Origin of the sequence: endosymbiont of Ridgeia piscesae, assembly GCF_001443665.1 — a bacterium.
Taxonomy (GTDB): Bacteria; Pseudomonadota; Gammaproteobacteria; order Chromatiales; family Chromatiaceae; genus Endoriftia; species Endoriftia persephonae.
Window position 1 is genome coordinate 21,611 of the sequence record NZ_KQ557117.1, and the last position, 16,510, is coordinate 38,120.

Annotated in this window: 11 protein-coding genes and 2 pseudogenes; 9 read left to right on the plus strand and 4 right to left on the minus strand. The window is 59.2% G+C overall.

Translation table 11 applies throughout. The features are described from left to right. Positions 1–257 precede the first annotated feature (257 nt). The 3 genes from Ga0074115_RS02430 to Ga0074115_RS02440 are packed head-to-tail and all read left to right on the plus strand — an operon-like array spanning position 258 to position 4,324. Complete coding sequence (locus Ga0074115_RS02430) at positions 258–1,922, plus strand: thiamine pyrophosphate-binding protein (RefSeq protein WP_060528171.1); 1,665 nt, start codon at positions 258–260, stop codon at positions 1,920–1,922. A gap of 18 nt (positions 1,923–1,940) precedes the next feature. Then, positions 1,941–3,797, plus strand: coding sequence for a hypothetical protein (locus Ga0074115_RS02435; protein WP_057955225.1), 1,857 nt, complete (start codon positions 1,941–1,943; stop codon positions 3,795–3,797). Beyond that, complete coding sequence (locus Ga0074115_RS02440) at positions 3,794–4,324, plus strand: hypothetical protein (protein ID WP_057955224.1); 531 nt, start codon at positions 3,794–3,796, stop codon at positions 4,322–4,324. Before Ga0074115_RS02435 ends, Ga0074115_RS02440 begins: the two co-directional genes overlap by 4 nt. Positions 4,325–4,330: 6 nt before the next feature. On the opposite strand, the gene Ga0074115_RS02445 is transcribed toward Ga0074115_RS02440, so the two are convergent. The 3 genes from Ga0074115_RS02445 to Ga0074115_RS02455 all read right to left on the minus strand — a co-directional run bounded on the left by Ga0074115_RS02445 (position 4,331) and on the right by Ga0074115_RS02455 (position 6,445). Then, entirely contained in the window at positions 4,331–5,092 is a 762-nt protein-coding gene (locus tag Ga0074115_RS02445; RefSeq protein ID WP_057955223.1) for a class I SAM-dependent methyltransferase, read from the minus strand. 73 nt (positions 5,093–5,165) lie between these two features. Beyond that, complete coding sequence (locus Ga0074115_RS02450) at positions 5,166–5,375, minus strand: c-type heme family protein (protein ID WP_232432863.1); 210 nt, start codon at positions 5,373–5,375, stop codon at positions 5,166–5,168. 80 nt (positions 5,376–5,455) lie between these two features. Then, positions 5,456–6,445 (minus strand): GGDEF domain-containing protein, encoded by a 990-nt coding sequence (locus Ga0074115_RS02455; protein ID WP_057955222.1) that lies wholly within the window; start codon positions 6,443–6,445, stop codon positions 5,456–5,458. A 127-nt stretch (positions 6,446–6,572) separates the two neighbouring features. Here Ga0074115_RS02455 and Ga0074115_RS02460 point away from each other — a divergent pair, with 127 nt between their 5' ends. The 5 genes and pseudogenes from Ga0074115_RS02460 to aceE form a co-directional block, all read left to right on the plus strand. Then, the gene (locus Ga0074115_RS02460) at positions 6,573–6,851 is read left to right on the plus strand and encodes a response regulator (protein ID WP_057955221.1); all 279 of its coding nucleotides are present in this window, start codon (positions 6,573–6,575) and stop codon (positions 6,849–6,851) included. Between the two features lie 413 nt (positions 6,852–7,264). Beyond that, complete coding sequence (locus tag Ga0074115_RS02465) at positions 7,265–8,122, plus strand: PhnD/SsuA/transferrin family substrate-binding protein (RefSeq protein ID WP_057955220.1); 858 nt, start codon at positions 7,265–7,267, stop codon at positions 8,120–8,122. Between the two features lie 76 nt (positions 8,123–8,198). After that, the gene (locus Ga0074115_RS02470; RefSeq protein WP_060528172.1) at positions 8,199–10,904 is read left to right on the plus strand and encodes a response regulator; all 2,706 of its coding nucleotides are present in this window, start codon (positions 8,199–8,201) and stop codon (positions 10,902–10,904) included. Continuing rightward, positions 10,885–11,838, plus strand: a complete 954-nt coding sequence (locus tag Ga0074115_RS02475; RefSeq protein WP_060528173.1) for a GGDEF domain-containing response regulator — start codon at positions 10,885–10,887, stop codon at positions 11,836–11,838. The genes Ga0074115_RS02470 and Ga0074115_RS02475 overlap by 20 nt, the downstream gene beginning before the upstream one ends. Positions 11,839–12,167: 329 nt before the next feature. Continuing rightward, positions 12,168–14,801, plus strand: a pseudogene (gene aceE / locus Ga0074115_RS02480) (pyruvate dehydrogenase (acetyl-transferring), homodimeric type); the annotation flags it as partial. Here the strand turns inward: aceE and Ga0074115_RS17200 are convergent. Then, a pseudogene (locus Ga0074115_RS17200) lies at positions 14,730–14,906 on the minus strand (hypothetical protein); the annotation flags it as partial. The pseudogenes aceE and Ga0074115_RS17200 sit on opposite strands and share 72 nt — an antisense overlap. Between Ga0074115_RS17200 and aceF the strand changes: the two are divergent. Continuing rightward, positions 14,900–16,228, plus strand: coding sequence for a dihydrolipoyllysine-residue acetyltransferase (gene aceF / locus Ga0074115_RS02485; RefSeq protein WP_057955218.1), 1,329 nt, complete (start codon positions 14,900–14,902; stop codon positions 16,226–16,228). The pseudogene Ga0074115_RS17200 and the gene aceF sit on opposite strands and share 7 nt — an antisense overlap. The last annotated feature ends 282 nt before the right edge of the window (positions 16,229–16,510 follow it).

Below are 16,510 nucleotides of genomic sequence, written 5' to 3' on the forward strand. Positions count from 1 at the left end.
AGCGCAATCCTGTCCTGTCCGGTGCCTACGACCCTGAACCCATGCCTCACGCAACGCCACGGAGGGCGTCATGGGTGGCAGGGAGGCAATCCTCAACACGGACTTCGATCGTTCGATAACCTCCTCGCATCTTCTGCACCACCCCGCTGTAAATCCGGGTTTGGAGTGGACGCGGTTGCGGTTAAACTTAGCTACCTTGCGGCCCGGGAGGGGCATAGCAAACGGGTTTCCTGCGCATACCGGAACCATTCATCGGCATGAAGATAAAAGTCAGTGAACTCATCGTCAGGTACCTGGAGCGTCTGGGCATCAAACACATCTTCGGCATACCCGGGGCACATATCCTGCCGGTGTACGATGCCCTCTATGCTGCCGATATCGAGACCATACTGACCAAGCATGAGCAGGGCGCGGCCTTCATGGCGGCCGGCTACACGCGAGCCTCGGGGCGGATCGGTGCCTGTATCTCCACTGCCGGGCCAGGCGCCACCAACCTGATCACCGGGGTCGCCAGCGCCTATGCCGATAAGCAGCCGATGCTGGTCATCACCGGCGAGACCTCGACCCATATCTACGGCAAGGGTGGTCTCCAGGAAAGTTCTGGCGAGGGTGGCAGCATTGACCAGGTGATGCTGTTCAAGGGCATCACCCGCTACAATAAGATCATCGAGCGCACCGACTATCTGCCTCAGGTGCTGACCCAGATCACCAAGATCCTGCTGGCCCCGAACTCCGGCCCGGTGTTGCTGAGCCTGCCCTTCAATGTGCAGCAGGAACTGGTCGATGCGTCGATCCTCGACGGTATCAAGACCGAACGCCATACCCATACCATCCGCAGCAACAGCAGTACGATCGACGCCCTGGTGGAGATGATCGTGCAGGCGCAGCGCCCGGTGATCCTGGCCGGCTTTGGCTGTATCCGCTCCGGGGCGCAGCAGGTCCTGGCGCGTCTCAGCGAGACGCTGAACATCCCGGTCGCCACTAGCCTGAAGGCCAAGGGGGTAATCGACGAACGCGCGCCGCTGTCGCTGGGCAGCCTCGGCGTTACCTCCAGTGGTGAAGCCCACGAGTATATTGTCGAGCGCGCCGACTTGATCCTGGTGCTGGGAGCCGGCTTCAACGAACGCACCAGCTACGTCTGGGAGCCCAGCCTGCTGCAGAGCAGACGGGTGCTGCAGATCGACAACGACCAGGAACAACTGGAAAAGGTGTTCGATGCCGACATCGCCTTCTGCGGCGATATCCGCGAGACCCTCGACGGCATCCTCGGCTATCTCGAGCGTCACGGCATCGAGCATTCCTCCGCCAGCGGGCCGCAGGCGGAGATCGCTGAACTCAAGGCCAGTGGCGGCGCGAAGCGCATCCTGCAAACGGGCTTCGAACTGGTCGAGGCGTTCTTCGCGCAGCTGGAACGCCATTTTCCGCGGGATGCGGTGGTCTTCGACGACAACATTATCTATGCGCAAAATCTCTTCCATGTCGCCGCGGGCAACCACTATCACCCCAACTCGGGTATCTCCTCGCTGGGGCACGCGGTGCCGGCGGCGATCGGCGCACGCTTCGCCCTCGAACTGCCGGCCTTCGCGGTGCTCGGTGACGGTGGTTTCCAAATGTGCGCGATGGAGCTGATGACCGCGGTCAACTACCGCAAGCAGCTGAATGTTGTGGTGTTCAACAATTCCAGCATGGGGTTGATCCGCAAGAACCAAGTCCAACAGTACGACGGGCGCCTGATCAGCTGTGACTTCGTCAATCCCGACTACGCTTACCTGGCCAAGGCCTTCGGCATCGCATACTACAGGGTCGCGCGCGAGGCGGATCTGGAGAGCCTGTTCGCGCAGGCTGACCTGCACAACGGGATCAACCTGATCGAGCTCCTGATCGACAAGAATGCCTTTCCTAACTATCGCTCGCGGCGCTGAGGTAAGGCTGCTCCGCGCATGTCTGTAGCCGATTCATCCCTGCTCAGCCAACTGTTCGAGCGCTTTGCTGTAGAGCCCTCCACGGAGGCCTTGCGTAGCGCCTGGCTGGCCAGACCGCACGGCTCCGCTGCGGACAAGGTCTATCGCGATGCCTTGGAGTGGCTGGAAAGAAAACTCTGGAGCGGGGGCGTGCAGCCCGAGTTGCTGGCGCTCTACCAGGCGCTGTTCCGCGAGTTCGAGCAACAGCGCGATGCCGACTCGGACGACCGCCGTCACCACTTTGTAGTGGTGATCCCGGTTGCCGACCGCCCCGAACACCTGCGCAGTTGCCTGGCCAGCCTGCTTGAGCTGTGCCAGCTCTACCGCTACGGTAGCTACCGGGATGGCCGTTTCACCCACGTCAGCGTGCTGCTCGCCGACGACAGCGAGCAGCACGCCAACCAGCGTAGCCATCGCGAGATCGCGGCCGACTTCACTGCCCGGGGCCTGACCACTGAGTACTTCGGTGCCGACGCCCAGCGTGAGCTATTCGCTCGCCTGTCGGTGAGCAGTCGCAGCGCCTTGCAGCGTATGCTCGGCAGCGGCGAACCGTTGCATCACAAGGGTGCTTCGATCACCCGCAACCTCGCCTATCTCCACCTCGCCAGCCGTTTGCCAGCGCAGCCCAGGCAGCTCTTCTACTGTATCGACAGCGACCAGGAGTTCCGGGTGCGGATCGATACTGCGCAAGGCGAGCGCAACCTCTACGCGCTCAACTACCTGCATCAGCTCGACCGCATCTTCACCACAACGGACGCACAGGTGCTGACTGGCAAGGTGGTTGGTGATCCGCCAGTATCGCCGGCGGTGATGGCCGGTAACTTTCTCGAAGACGTGTTGGGTTTTCTGTCACGAATGGCGCAGCTGGATGCCTCGCAGGCTTGCCAGTTCCACCAACCCAATGGCGACAAGGTCAGTGATGCCTCCTACCATGACATGGCCGACCTGTTCGGCTTCAAGTCTGAGGTGGCGAGGTACGACTACCACTGTACCCTGGACGGAGCGCATGACCATGCGGCCTGCTTTGCCGACTTCGCGGTGCGCCTGAACCGCTTCTTCGACGGTGAGCATCCAACCCGACACAGCTATTACGAGCCCGCGGAGCTGCATGCGGGGATCCAGTCGGCGCGTACCATCTACACCGGCAACTACATCTTTCGCCCCTCCGCTTTGCGCTTCGGTATTCCGTTTGCCAGCCTCAAGCTGCGCATGGCCGGCCCGGTGATGGGACGCTTAATCAAGGCCGAGATCGGCCCCGGCTTTGTCTCGGTCAACCTGCCGATGCTGCACAAGCGTACCGTCGCAGGACTGGGCCAGTCGGAGTTCCGCCCCGGCATCGAGCACGGCAATGACCGCATCGATCTGTGCGGCGAGTTTGAACGCCAGTTCTTCGGCGACGTGATGCTGTTCACCGTTGAACAGCTCACTGCCCGGGGCTACCCGGCTAGGTCGCTCTCGAACGCCACGATCGAACAGAGCCTGATCGCTACAGAAGAGCGCATGTTCGAGCTCTACAGCGCCAAGCAGGCGCAGATTCTGAACAAACTGGAACGGCTGGAGAGTCTGTTCGCCGACCCGGCGCAGTGGTGGCAGGCGCACCCCGGGCTGGTCGATGCGCGTGCCGACTTCGTTCGCTTCATCGCCAATATGCAGCACAATTTTGGGGACGGCGCCTGCGGCTATTCTATCATCGCCGAGCCGGCCAAGCGTGAGCGTCGCCACGCCCAGATGCTGAGCGCGTTGTGTGATCTGGCCGCCGACCAGGATAGCTGGCAGCGCGTGCTGGAGAGTCTCTGCCCGACTGGCGCCATGCAACCGGAGCGGACGGCCAGATGAACGTTTTTGTTCTCAACAGCGGGCGCTGTGGCTCGACCACCTTCATTCAGGCCTGCCGGTATATCGACAATTTCAGCGCCGCGCACGAATCGCGGATTCAACTGCTCGGTCCACAGCGCCTTGCCTACCCCGAGCAGCACATCGAGGCCGACAATCGCCTGGCCTGGTTCCTCGGCCGGCTCGAGCGCGCCTACGGCGCCGGCGCCTTCTACGTGCACCTGCAGCGCGATCCTGCCGCCACCGCAGCCAGCTTCGCCAAACGCAGTGAGTTCGGCATCATGCAGGCCTACCGTGAAGGCATCCTGCTTGGCGCTCAGTCGGATCAGACCAGCCAAGCGCTGGCCGAGGACTACCTCGACACCATCGAGGCCAACATCGCGCTGTTTTTGCGCGACAAGCCACAGCAGATGGTATTTCGCCTCGAGAATGCCAAGGCTGATTTCACGGAGTTCTGGGAACGTATCGGCGCCAGCGGTGAGCTGAGCGCCGCCCTGCAGGAGTGGCAGGTGCAGTACAACGCCTCTTAGTGTTGATCAACGCCTCTTATGCACCACCAATCGTGCGCAGCCGCGCTCGGTATCGAGATAGTCACACTCCAGGTCAGGGTAGAGCGTCTGCCACATCGACACGATCTCCCGCTCGTCAGGCCGCGCCGCATCATCGAGGAACACCACACAACCATCCGCCAAACGGTCATACAACAGGGGCAGGGCCGGAAAACGAGAATGTTGCTGGATGAACCCCGGTGGACCGTCGATTACCAGCATATCCACTTCTCCAACCGGGATCTTGTCGGGCGCATACCAGGCAAAGCGCTTCCCCTTCAGTTCGACCTCCTGCAGCGGTGCATCGATCACCGTTCCCTGTTCAGCCAATCCATATCGTTGCAGATGTGAGCGTGTCCTGGCCGCGTAGGTTGCACCGTTCTCCAGGCTGTAGAGATGCCCGGTGCCATTCATCGAACAGCATCGCGCCAACATCAGTGTGGTGACCCCGCTGCTGCACTCAAACACCAGGCCCGGCCGCTGCTCCAGGCAGTGTTCGACAATCAGTTCCAGAAAATCTGGGCTGGCCGACCAGCCTGGTGAATAGGGCAGGCCCTGGTGCAGATTGAGTCGATCGAGCAGCGACTGCTGGATCACCAGCTGGCTGAACTGCCCGGCAAGCTCAGAGCGCAACTCCGTTAGCTTTACAGCATCTGTCTGCGTGCGCAGATCACGTCCGAATAGATGTAGTTTCCAACCAATAAGAGCCAGCAGCAGCAGGTTCAACGCAAGCAGGATATTCGTCAGCATGTTGTTCAGGCTTGAGAAGTGGACGGAGCAGTAAAACCGCTTCGTCTGGCGAAAGCAAATCCCTTTCGCCGGCTCAGCACCTGCGATCGCTGAGCAGGGTGTGGGAGATGACGAGGCTGCGCAGGCTCTGCTCGGTGGCCGTTTTGTAAGGAGCCAGTGGCATCGAGATGCTGACCTCGCCGCGGATATTGCCCACTTTGAAACCCAAGTGGCTGTGGCACTTCACACAACCCTCATGCATCACCATCGGGCGCATCAGTCGCAGAGAGTCGCTGCCATCCATCTTGGTGAGCTCGACTACCCCCTGTCACTCCCTCGCAGGTTAGGAAGCCCCGCAAATGATCAAGGATTAATGTCGTGGGGTCAGAAGAGTTCCTGCTTCGCTATATCGTGGTCGTCACCGTCTACCTGACTGATCTCCGAATAGCTGACCACCCTGTTGCGGCCATTCTCTTTGGCGTGGTAGAGCGCCCGGTCGGCTTGGTCGATCAGGTCAGTAGGCAGTAACTTGGAGGTGACCGCGGTAAAGCCAATACTGACGGTCACCTGCCCCACAGCAGGAAAGTTGTAGGAGGCAATGGTCTCGCGAAAACGTTCTGCCGCGGCCCTTGCGCCCACCTCGCCAGTGGTCTCTGTCATCAGCACGATAAATTCTTCACCGCCGAAGCGGAATAGGATGTCGGTATAGCGAAAAGTGCGCTCCATCAGTTGCGCAAATTGCAGTAGTACCTCATCGCCGTAGAGGTGGCCGTAGGTATCGTTGATCCGTTTGAAGTGGTCGATGTCCAACACGGCCAGCCAGGCGCAGTTACTCCCTACCTCTGTCTGCATCTGGGCGATCTTCATCAGATGGTTTTCAAAGGTTTCCCGGTTCATTAGGCCGGTGAGTTTGTCACGCTCCTTGGCGTCGATAATCTGCGTTTGGTTGGTGTAGAGTTCGATGATCTGCAGCAGATCGACCCGCTGCCTAGGGGAGAATGATTCCCCCTCCACGGCGACCAGCCGGGCTGGGTTGACCCCGCTTTTGACCGGAAATACCAGCCGCACGCCCTGAGCTTCCTGTTGCTTTACCTCGACCGGGCTATTGTCCAGCAGGCACTGGGTGAGTCCGCTCTCACTGCCGATGGAGAGGGCATCCCTCGACAGACCGTTGCAGAATTTCCTGACCACTGCGCCGCTTAGATCGACATCTGTACCCTTAATGCGTTGCTTGGTGAAGACTTCATACACCGTGGCGTTTGTGACATAGGGGAGCCCCTGCAGGATCTGGATGACCTGGCTGCTGAGTGCATGGCCGTCGCTCTGCCGCGTCAGAGCCAGTGCGGCATGAATGGCAAAGTGTTCAGAGTCCATGTGTTCTCCTTGTTATGGAAATAGTATCGTCCCATGCCGATAAATATTTACATTGATGTGCCGGTGAACGCCTCGTGGGTAATGGGAATGTGGGGTCTTGTCATCCTCGTGGCCGTGGGGAGAGACGATGCTAATAAAAACCAAAGGTGGTTTGCAGCGTTGTCTCTTGTTCGTGTTGTCGCGTGTTGTGCTGGTATCCATCGGCAGTATTGCCGCTCAGGGCGCAGCATCCTGGTTTAGCCTCGATCTGGCTAATGCCGAGACGCGGTCTCCTCCGCGCCAGATTGCCGACCTGTACTACGAAAAGATAGTGGTGGTGGAGGACAATATCACCACCTGGTTGGTGGCCCGGGGCATGCTGGCGCAGTTCGGCATTAACATTGATCTGGCTGCCAACGGTGAATAGGCGATCACTGCCCTCGAGCGGCTCCCCTACGACCTGGTGTTCATGGATTGCCAGATGCCGGTGCTGGATGAGGATGACGCCACCCAGCGGATTCGTGATCGCAATCGCTGGTTAAGGCGCCTCTGAACAAGTCATGCCATCCCGGTGATGGTCATGACTGCTAATGTAATACAGGGGGGCCGGGATAAGTGCATCGCCGTAGGCATGGGCGATCATATTGCCAAGTCGGTGGAGCCAACGAAATTACGACGGGCACTGGAGTAGTGGCTGCCTGATCGCTGTCACCAGGCTGACAAGACAAATTTGATGAGCATCGAGGCGTAGACGATCCTGAAGTTCTGGTCAAATTTGACTTCGATTCCTGTGGACAAAAAATGCCGAAGAAAAGATTACTCTTAATATTATACAACGATATGAAAACCCCGATCACCACAACACTGCTACTGTTCACACTGATTGCCGCCCCTGCTCATGCCGAGGTGAAGCTCAGCTTTGGTGTCTACACTTCCGACAAGCCTACCACCATGGTGAGGCAATTTCGGCCAGTGCTCAAGGCGCTGCAGGCCCGGCTCTCGGATAAACTGGGGGAGCCTGTGCGCATCAGAATACAGGTGGCAAAAAACTATGATCAGGGCATAGAGGATCTTGTTACAGGTAAGGTCGATTTTGCGAGGATGGGGCCGGCTTCCTACATCACCAGCAAGCAGCGGAATCCTGATCTTCAGCTGCTGGTGATGGAGAGTAAACAGGGAAGCAAAACTTTTTACGGCATCATCTGTGTCCATGAACAGAGCCCTATTAAAGAGATCGGCCACCTTAAGGGACGGAGTTTCGCGTTTGGCAGCCCGCGTTCGACCATCGGTCGTTATTTGTCGCAACATCTGTTGTTGCAAAACGGTGTGTTTGCCCACGATCTGGCCAGCTATAAATACCTTGGTCGACACGACCGGGTCGGCGCAGCTGTTGGCGCCGGCCAGTTTGATGCCGGCGCGCTCAAGGAGAGTACATTCAAGAAGCTGAAGAAGAAGGGCACGCCAATTCGTCAGCTGGCCCGTTTTCCTAATGTCACCAAACCATGGATCGCCAGCAGCACTTTGAACACACGGACAATCTCTGCACTAAAAGAGACCCTGCTTGAACTCAAAGACTCTGCGGCGCTAAAGGCACTCAAGAAATCGGGCTTCCTGCCCGCTGATGATAGTGACTACGCGCCGATCCGGGAGTCGATGCAGGACAATGAAGAGTTCTTTGGACAGTCGAACCACAACTGAAACTCCAGGATCGGATGCCATAAGTCATTCATCTCCTTCGCCAGGCAAGGGCTGGCCCCTCTGGCTGCAGCTGGGTTTGGCCCTGTTGGCGGCACTACTGCTGATCAACCTGATTACTGCACCCCTGGCCCGCCATATGGTGAGCGATTTTCTCTTTAAACAGGTAGATGAACAGAGCCGCAGCGCGTTTGCGCTGCTGAGCGCAACGGTTATCGATGCGGTGATCGCGGAGGATATTCCTTTGCTGGAGACAGTGATGGCGCAGGCGCTTGAGCAGACGCCCAACATGGCCGAACTCTCTATTGAGAATGAACAGGGTGAACTGCTGGTTCAACGCTCGCGGAGCAGGGATGCTGGCAACGACCAAATACGCACCGACACCCATGCCATTGTGTTTGATGGCGAGCAGTTTGGCACAATCAATATTCAATGGAATATGGAACCTGTTCACCGCAAGATTAATCGTCATGTGGCCGAGGTTCAGCTCTTTATCTCGATGATGCTGGTTATCTTGACCGGGCTGATCGTCATCCTTATTCACTGGCTGGCCATTCGTCCGATGCGCCGTATCAGCGACTCTCTGGCCGGATTGTCGGAAGCGCAACATCCCGTTCCGCTCCACCTCTCACGCTCCTCCAGCCGGGAGTTGCGGTTGATGGCGGCATCGGTGAACGATCTCGCCAATGTCATGCAGCAGCGGGATCAACGTGAGCGTGATCTGATTGACGCGCGTGAGGCATTGGAGGTCGCCTACGACGAGGCTCTTAGCGCCACCCGGGCCAAGAGCGAGTTCCTCGCCAACATGAGCCACGAGATCCGCACGCCTATGAACGGTGTGATCGGTATGATCAGTCTGCTGCTGGACAGTCCGCTCAGTGATGAGCAGCATGGGCGTGCCCTGATCGTCAAACGCAGTGCCGAATCCCTGCTCAGCCTCATCAACGACATCCTCGACTTCACCAAGATCGAGGCCGGCAGGCTCGATCTGGAGATCATCGACTTCGATCTGGGCGCCCTGATGGATGATTTTGCTGCAACCATGGCGTTCCGCGCTGAAGAGAAGGGGGTGGAGCTGGTCTGTCCGGCCAACCCGGTATTGCATCACTGGTACCAGGGTGATCCAGGGCGTATCCGCCAGATCCTGACCAACCTGGTGGGCAACGCCCTCAAGTTCACTGAACAGGGCGAGGTGTCGGTGCGCTACGACTTGGTAGCAGAGGAGGGTGATCGAACCCTGCTGCGCTTCAGGGTGAGTGATACCGGCATCGGCCTGAGTGTCGAACAGCAGGAGCATCTGTTCGAACGTTTCACCCAGGCCGATGGTTCCACCACTCGTCAATACGGTGGTACTGGCCTGGGATTGTCGATCAGCAAACAGCTGGTGGAGTTGATGGGCGGCGAGATTGGGGTGGAGAGCAGCCTCGGTGAGGGCTCTACCTTCTTTTTTACTCTGGATCTGGCCAATGCTGAGGTGCAGACTCCGCCACGCAAGACCAGCGACCTGCGCAGTGAGAAGGTGTTGGTGGTGGACGATAATGCGACCAATCGCCAGTTGCTCGACGAGGTGCTCACTGTCTGGCAGGTTGAACATGACCTGGCGGCAAGTGGTCCGGCAGCGCTGCAGGCGCTCCATGATGCGGCGGGGCTAGATATGTCCTACACCATTGCTCTGCTCGACATGCAGATGCCCGGCATGGATGGAGCACAGCTGGGAGCCAGCATCCACAGCGATAAAAAACTGGCTGCTACCCGTACGGTCCTACTTACTTCCCAGGGCCGGCGTGGCGATGCCAAACAGATGCATGAGGCGGGTTTTTTTGGTTATCTCAGCAAGCCCATCAACCAGTCCGAACTCTACAACGCTCTGCTGCAGGTGGCCGGTATCACCGGCGACGACGAGCGGCTGATCACCCGTTACACAGCCCGTGAAGTACAGCAGTTCAATGCCCGGGTATTGGTGGTGGAGGACAATGTCACCAACCAGGCAGTGGCCCAGGGCATGCTGGAAAAATTCGGCGTTCACATCGACCTGGTCGCCAACGGGCAAGAGGCGATTACTGCCCTCGAACAGTTCCCCTACGATCTGGTTTTTATGGATTGCCAGATGCCGGTGATGGATGGTTATGACGCCACCCGCCGCATCCGTGATCCGCAATCATCGGTCAAAGATCACAATATCCCGGTGATCGCCATGACCGCCAATGCCATGCAGGGCGATCGAGACAAATGCATCGAGGCAGGTATGGACGACCACATCGCCAAGCCGGTGGACCCCAGAAAACTGCGCCGAGCGCTGGAACAGTGGTTGCCTGCCTGTTGTCAGCAGGCCAATCCTGAAGGGGACGAAGGTAAGTCTGATGAGCCTCGAAGCGCAGAAAATCCTGGAGTTTCGATCAACCATGACTCCGCTCCCTCACCCCAACACTCTGATGAACCCGTGTTTGACTACACCGACATGCGCAGCCGACTGGCGGATGATGACGCCCTGGTTCGCACCGTGGCCGAGGCCTTTCTGGGAGATATGCCCGATCAGATTGAACAGCTCAAGGTCCTGGTCGCGGCTGATAATAAGGCGCAGTCCACCGCCCAGCTACACAAGATCAGAGGTGCAGCAGCCAACGTGGGCGGTATGGCGCTCAGCGCCCAGGCCCTGACGATGGAGCAGGCTGGCAAGGCCGCTGACCTGGAGGCTATCCGTGAGGGGCTACCAGAGCTGGAAAAGCGCTTCGTGCAACTCAAGGCAGCAATGAAGGAGCAGCTGTTTGAAACTACTAATCGCTGAGGATGACCTGTCTTCACGTACCATGTTGGCGGCTGTGACCCGCAAATGGGGTTATGAGCCAATAGCCGTGGAAGATGGCGAGGCGGCTTGGCAGATCATGCAGGAAGATGAAGCACCGAGACTGCTGCTGCTCGACTGGGAGATGCCGAAGCTGGATGGTCTGGCCCTGTGTCAACGAATTCGCCAGCAGCAGAGTAGCAATCCACCTTTTATCATTCTGCTGACCGCCCGCTGTGAGACCGGCGACATCGTTGCCGGGCTGGATGCCGGCGCTAATGACTATATCGCCAAACCCTTCGAAAATGCGGAGTTGCAGGCCCGCTTGCAGGCCCGCTTGCAGGCCCGCTTGCAGGTCGGCAGACGCATGCTGACACTTCAGCAGGAATTACTTGGGGCAAAAGATGCGTTGGCATTTCAAGCGACCCATGATGCCTTGACCGGACTGCTCAACCGCGGGGCTGTGATGCAGATGCTGGAGAAGGAGATGGCGCGCGCCATACGCCAGTCGCAACCCCTATGCGTCGGCCTGTGCGATATCGATTACTTCAAGCGCATCAACGATGCTCACGGTCATCCCGCCGGTGATGCCGTGTTGCAGGAGGTGACCAAGCGCATCGTTGGTGCACTCAGGCCCTATGATCAGGTAGGCCGTTATGGCGGGGAGGAGTTTTTGATCCTGCTGAATGCGAAAAAGGATCAGGCACAGAACCTGTTGGAACGTATTCGGCGGGCCATGGCCGATACTCCGATTGTTATTGAACAGGCCAAGCTGGAGGTGACGATCAGCTGCGGTGCGACTCTGTTTGTGCCACCAGAGGATAAGCGTGGGGGCGATGCGCTTCTCACCATTGCCGATGCCGCTCTGTACGAGTCAAAGGCGGCCGGACGCAATTGCACGGTATTTTCCCCGCCCCCATTCGACGTCCACCCGTAATGCGTACTGGCGCGTTTGCGAAATCAGGCGCGTCGTTTGCCCACACAAAGCTAATCCGAAAGACGCACAATCCTGCGGCTTATTTGATAGAAAAACAGCTGGAATTTTAGTTACTCTTCAGTATATTAGCGGGCTAAATTCTGACTATTGATAATCCAAATATTGATCGATCGCTGACTGCTACTGCAGGCTGGCAGCTCAAGGTGGTGCATGATGGCTTGTAAGCAATATCGGATCATTAGGGTCTGGATGTCCTGACAGACAACAGAGTGGCAGAGCCTGCTGCTGTAGTTGCTGCAGAAAAAACGAAAATCGCATAGAGAATCTCGATGGTAAACAAACCCGATATCGATCCGCAGGAAACAGAGGAATGGCTCGACGCCTTGGAGGCGGTGCTGGAGAATGAAGGTGTCGAACGCGCCCATTTCCTGATCGAGCGGCTGGTCGACAAGGCGCGCCGTTCCGGAGCGCACCTGCCGTTCAGCGCCAATACTGCCTATCTCAACACCATCCCGCTCAGTCAGCAGGAGCGCTTCCCCGGTGACCGGGCGATGGAACGGCGCATCCGCTCTTTCATCCGTTGGAACGCGATGGCGATGGTGGTGCAGGCGAACCGCATCTCCACCGAGTTGGGCGGCCACATCTCCAGCTTTGCCTCGGTGGCGACCCTCTTCGACGTGGGTTTCAACCACTTCTTTCGCGCCTCCAACAAGGAGCAGGAGGGCGATCTGATCTTCTTCCAGGGCCACTCCGCTCCCGGCATCTATGCTCGCGCCTACCTCGAAGGGCGGATCAGCGAGGACCAGCTCTACAACTTCCGTCAGGAGGTGGATGGCAACGGTCTCTCCTCCTACCCCCATCCCAAGCTGATGCCAGGCTTTTGGCAGTTCCCCACCGTCTCGATGGGGCTCGGGCCGCTGATGGCGATCTACCAGGCGCGTTTCATGCGCTACCTCAACGACCGCGGCATCGCCAACACCGAAAAGCGCAAGGTCTGGGCCTTCTGCGGCGACGGCGAGATGGATGAGCCGGAGGCGCTGGGGGCGATCTCCCTGGCCGGGCGCGAGCGACTCGACAACCTCTGCTTCGTCATTAACTGCAACCTGCAGCGGCTCGATGGCCCGGTGCGTGGCAACGGCAAGATTATCCAGGAGCTGGAGGCGGTGTTCCGTGGTGCCGGCTGGAACGTGATCAAGGTGATCTGGGGCGGCTACTGGGATCCGCTGTTCAGCCGCGACAAACATGGCACCCTGCTAAAACGCATGGAAGAGGCGGTGGATGGCGACTACCAGGCCTACAAGGCTAAGGGCGGCGCCTACACTCGTGAGCACTTCTTCGGCAAATACCCGGAGCTTACCGAGATGGTCGCCGACATGACCGATGAGGATATTTGGCGCCTCAACCGCGGTGGCCACGATCCGCACAAAGTCTACGCCGCCTACGCCGAGGCCGCCAAGCACACTGGCCAGCCGACGGTGATCCTGGCCAAGACGGTGAAGGGCTACGGCATGGGCGTGGCCGGTGAGGGGCAGAACATCACCCACTCGCAGAAGAAGATGGGCGAGGCGGCGCTGCGCGCCTTCCGTGATCGTTTCAACATCCCGATCCCCGACGAGATGATCGGCGCCGCTCCCTTCTTCAAGCCGGCTGCCGACACACCGGAGATGAAATATATGCATCAGCGGCGACAGGAGCTGGGTGGCTATCTGCCGAGCCGCCGCACCCAGGCGGAGGCGCTGCAGGTGCCGGAGCTGAGCCTGTTCCAGCCGCTGCTGGAGGGCAGCGGTGAGCGCGAGATGTCCACCACTATGGCCTTCGTGCGGATGCTCAACATGCTGCTGCGTGACAAGAAGCTGGGTCGACAGGTGGTGCCGATCGTGCCCGACGAGGCGCGCACCTTCGGTATGGAGGGGATGTTCCGTCAGCTCGGTATCTACTCCTCGGTGGGCCAGCTCTATGAGCCGGTGGATGCCGACCAGGTGATGTACTACCGGGAGGATAAAAAGGGCCAGATCCTGCAGGAGGGGATCAACGAGGCGGGGGCCATGTCGTCGTGGATTGCTGCCGCCACCGCCTACAGTAACCACGGCACGCCGATGATCCCGTTCTACATCTACTACTCGATGTTCGGCTTTCAGCGCATCGGCGACCTGGCTTGGGCCGCCGGCGACATGCAGGCGCGTGGCTTCCTGATCGGCGGTACCGCCGGTCGCACCACCCTAGCCGGCGAGGGGCTGCAGCACCAGGATGGCCACAGCCATCTGATGGCCGCCACCATCCCCAACTGCGTCGCCTACGACCCAGCCTTCGCCTATGAGCTGGCGGTGATCATGCAGGATGGCATGCGCCGCATGTATCAGGAGCAGGAGAACTGCTTCTACTATCTGACGGTGATGAACGAGAACTACCTACAGCCGGCGATGCCAGAAGGTGTCGAAGCGGGCATCCGCCGTGGCATCTACCGCTTCCAGCCGGGTGGCAAGCGGCGCAAACGGGTGCAGCTGTTGGGTAGTGGTGCGATCCTGCGGGAGGTGATCGCCGCCGCCGAGCTGCTGGAGAAAGACTTCAGTATCTCCGCCGATGTCTGGAGCGTCACTAGCTTCACAGAGCTGAGGCGTGACGGTGTCGATGTGGAGCGCTGGAACATGCTGCATCCGGATCAGCCACCGCGCACCGCCTACATCAGCCAGCAGCTGGTGGAGACCAAAGGCCCGGTGATTGCCGCTACCGACTACATCCGCAGCTATGCAGATCAGGTTCGCCCCTATATCGATCGCCGCTACAGCGTGCTCGGCACCGACGGTTTTGGCCGCAGCGACATGCGTTCACAGCTGCGCAAGTTCTTTGAGGTGAATCGCTACTATGTGGCGCTGGCTGCCCTCAAGACGTTGGCCGACGATGGCGAGATCGATGCCTCCGCAGTCAGCAAGGCGATCAAAAAGTACAAGATCGACCCGGAAAAGCCGAATCCGAGCACGCTCTAGCGATATCAGAGCATGGCCGGCTTCGGTATCCCAGCCGGGAAAAGATTGAGCGCCGAAAAGGCGGTAGAGGATAGACAGTGGCAAAAACGACAGATGTAGTGTTGCCAGACATCGGTGACTTCGACGCGGTCGAGATCATCGAGGTATTGGTCTCCGAGGGGGACCAGGTGGCGGTGGAGGATTCGCTGGTCACCCTGGAGAGCGACAAGGCGACCATGGAGATCCCCTCGCCCCATGCGGGCAGGGTGACCGAGGTGCGGGTCAAGGTGGGCGACCAGATTAGCAAGGGGCATCTGCTGTTACGCATGATCCTGGATGCGAGTTCTGAAGAGGCGGCTCCCACCAATCACGACGCACCGGCGCTTGCCACCGAGGAGCTGGAGACGGTGCAGGCTCCCGCCCCGGCGGTGCAGTCGGATGCGCCCGAACGGCGACCTGCGGGTGAGAAAGCGAGCAGCCCCTACCCAGTGCCCGGGGGCAGCATTGAGCTAGGCGAGAGGAAGGCCCACGCCAGCCCGGCGGTGCGCCGCTTCGCCCGTGAGCTGGGGGTCGATCTCAGTCAGATCAGCGGCAGCGGCGCCAAGGGGCGCATCCTTAAGGAGGATGTGCAGGGTTTCATCAAGAAGTCCCTCAGTGGTGGCCAGCCGGCACGAGCCTCAGGTTCACCCCTGCAGATGCCGAGCGGGCCCGAGATCGACTACTCGAAGTTTGGCGAGATCGACACCCAGCCGCTGGGCAGGATCAAAAAGCTCAGCGGCGCCCACCTGCACCGCTGCTGGCTCACGGTGCCCCATGTCACCCAGTTCGACGAGGCTGATATCACCGAGCTGGAGGCGTTTCGCAAGGCGCAGAAGGAGGCAGCGCTGAAGCAAGATCTGCGCCTCACCTTCATGCCGTTTCTGATGAAGGCGGTGGCCGCCGCACTGCGCGAGATGCCGACCTTCAACGCCGCCCTCTCGCCCGATGGCGAGAGCCTGATCTACCGTAAATATGTGCATATCGGTGTGGCGGTGGATACCCCCAACGGTCTGGTGGTGCCGGTGATCCGCGATGTGGATCAGAAGGGTGTGTTCGATCTGGCGAAGGAGCTGATGGCGGTCAGTGGCCGCGCCCGCGACGGCAAGCTGATGCCCGCCGATCTGCAGGGTGGTTGTTTCTCCATCTCTAGCCTGGGGGGTATCGGTGGCACCGCCTTCACACCCATCGTCAACGCACCGGAGGTGGCGATCCTCGGCGTCTCCCGTACTGCGATGAAACCAGTGTGGGATGGCCAGGCGTTCCAGCCTCGGTTGATGCTGCCGCTGTCGCTCTCCTACGATCACAGAGTGATCGATGGCGCCGACGGCGTGCGCTTTACCAGCTACCTGGGCGGGGTGTTGAGCGACATCCGGCGGCTGCTGTTGTAGAGATAGGGTGGCCCCTAGGGAACCTCTGAATAAGTCTGGGTAGATTTAGGCTGGATAAAATCGTTCCAATTTGTTTTGAAGTGAGCAGGAATAGCCGGCCTATTGCTCCGATCTTCGGGACGAATTGGGGCGATTTTATCCAGCGTAAAGCAATCATGACTTGTTTAGAGGTTCCCAGGCCGCCGTGTGCCATCGAGCAAAATCAAGGATAATGTCGGGCATAGCCCGACCTATGGCAGGTTCGCTTACCCAGTGGGCATTATAGATTCAAACATAGACACA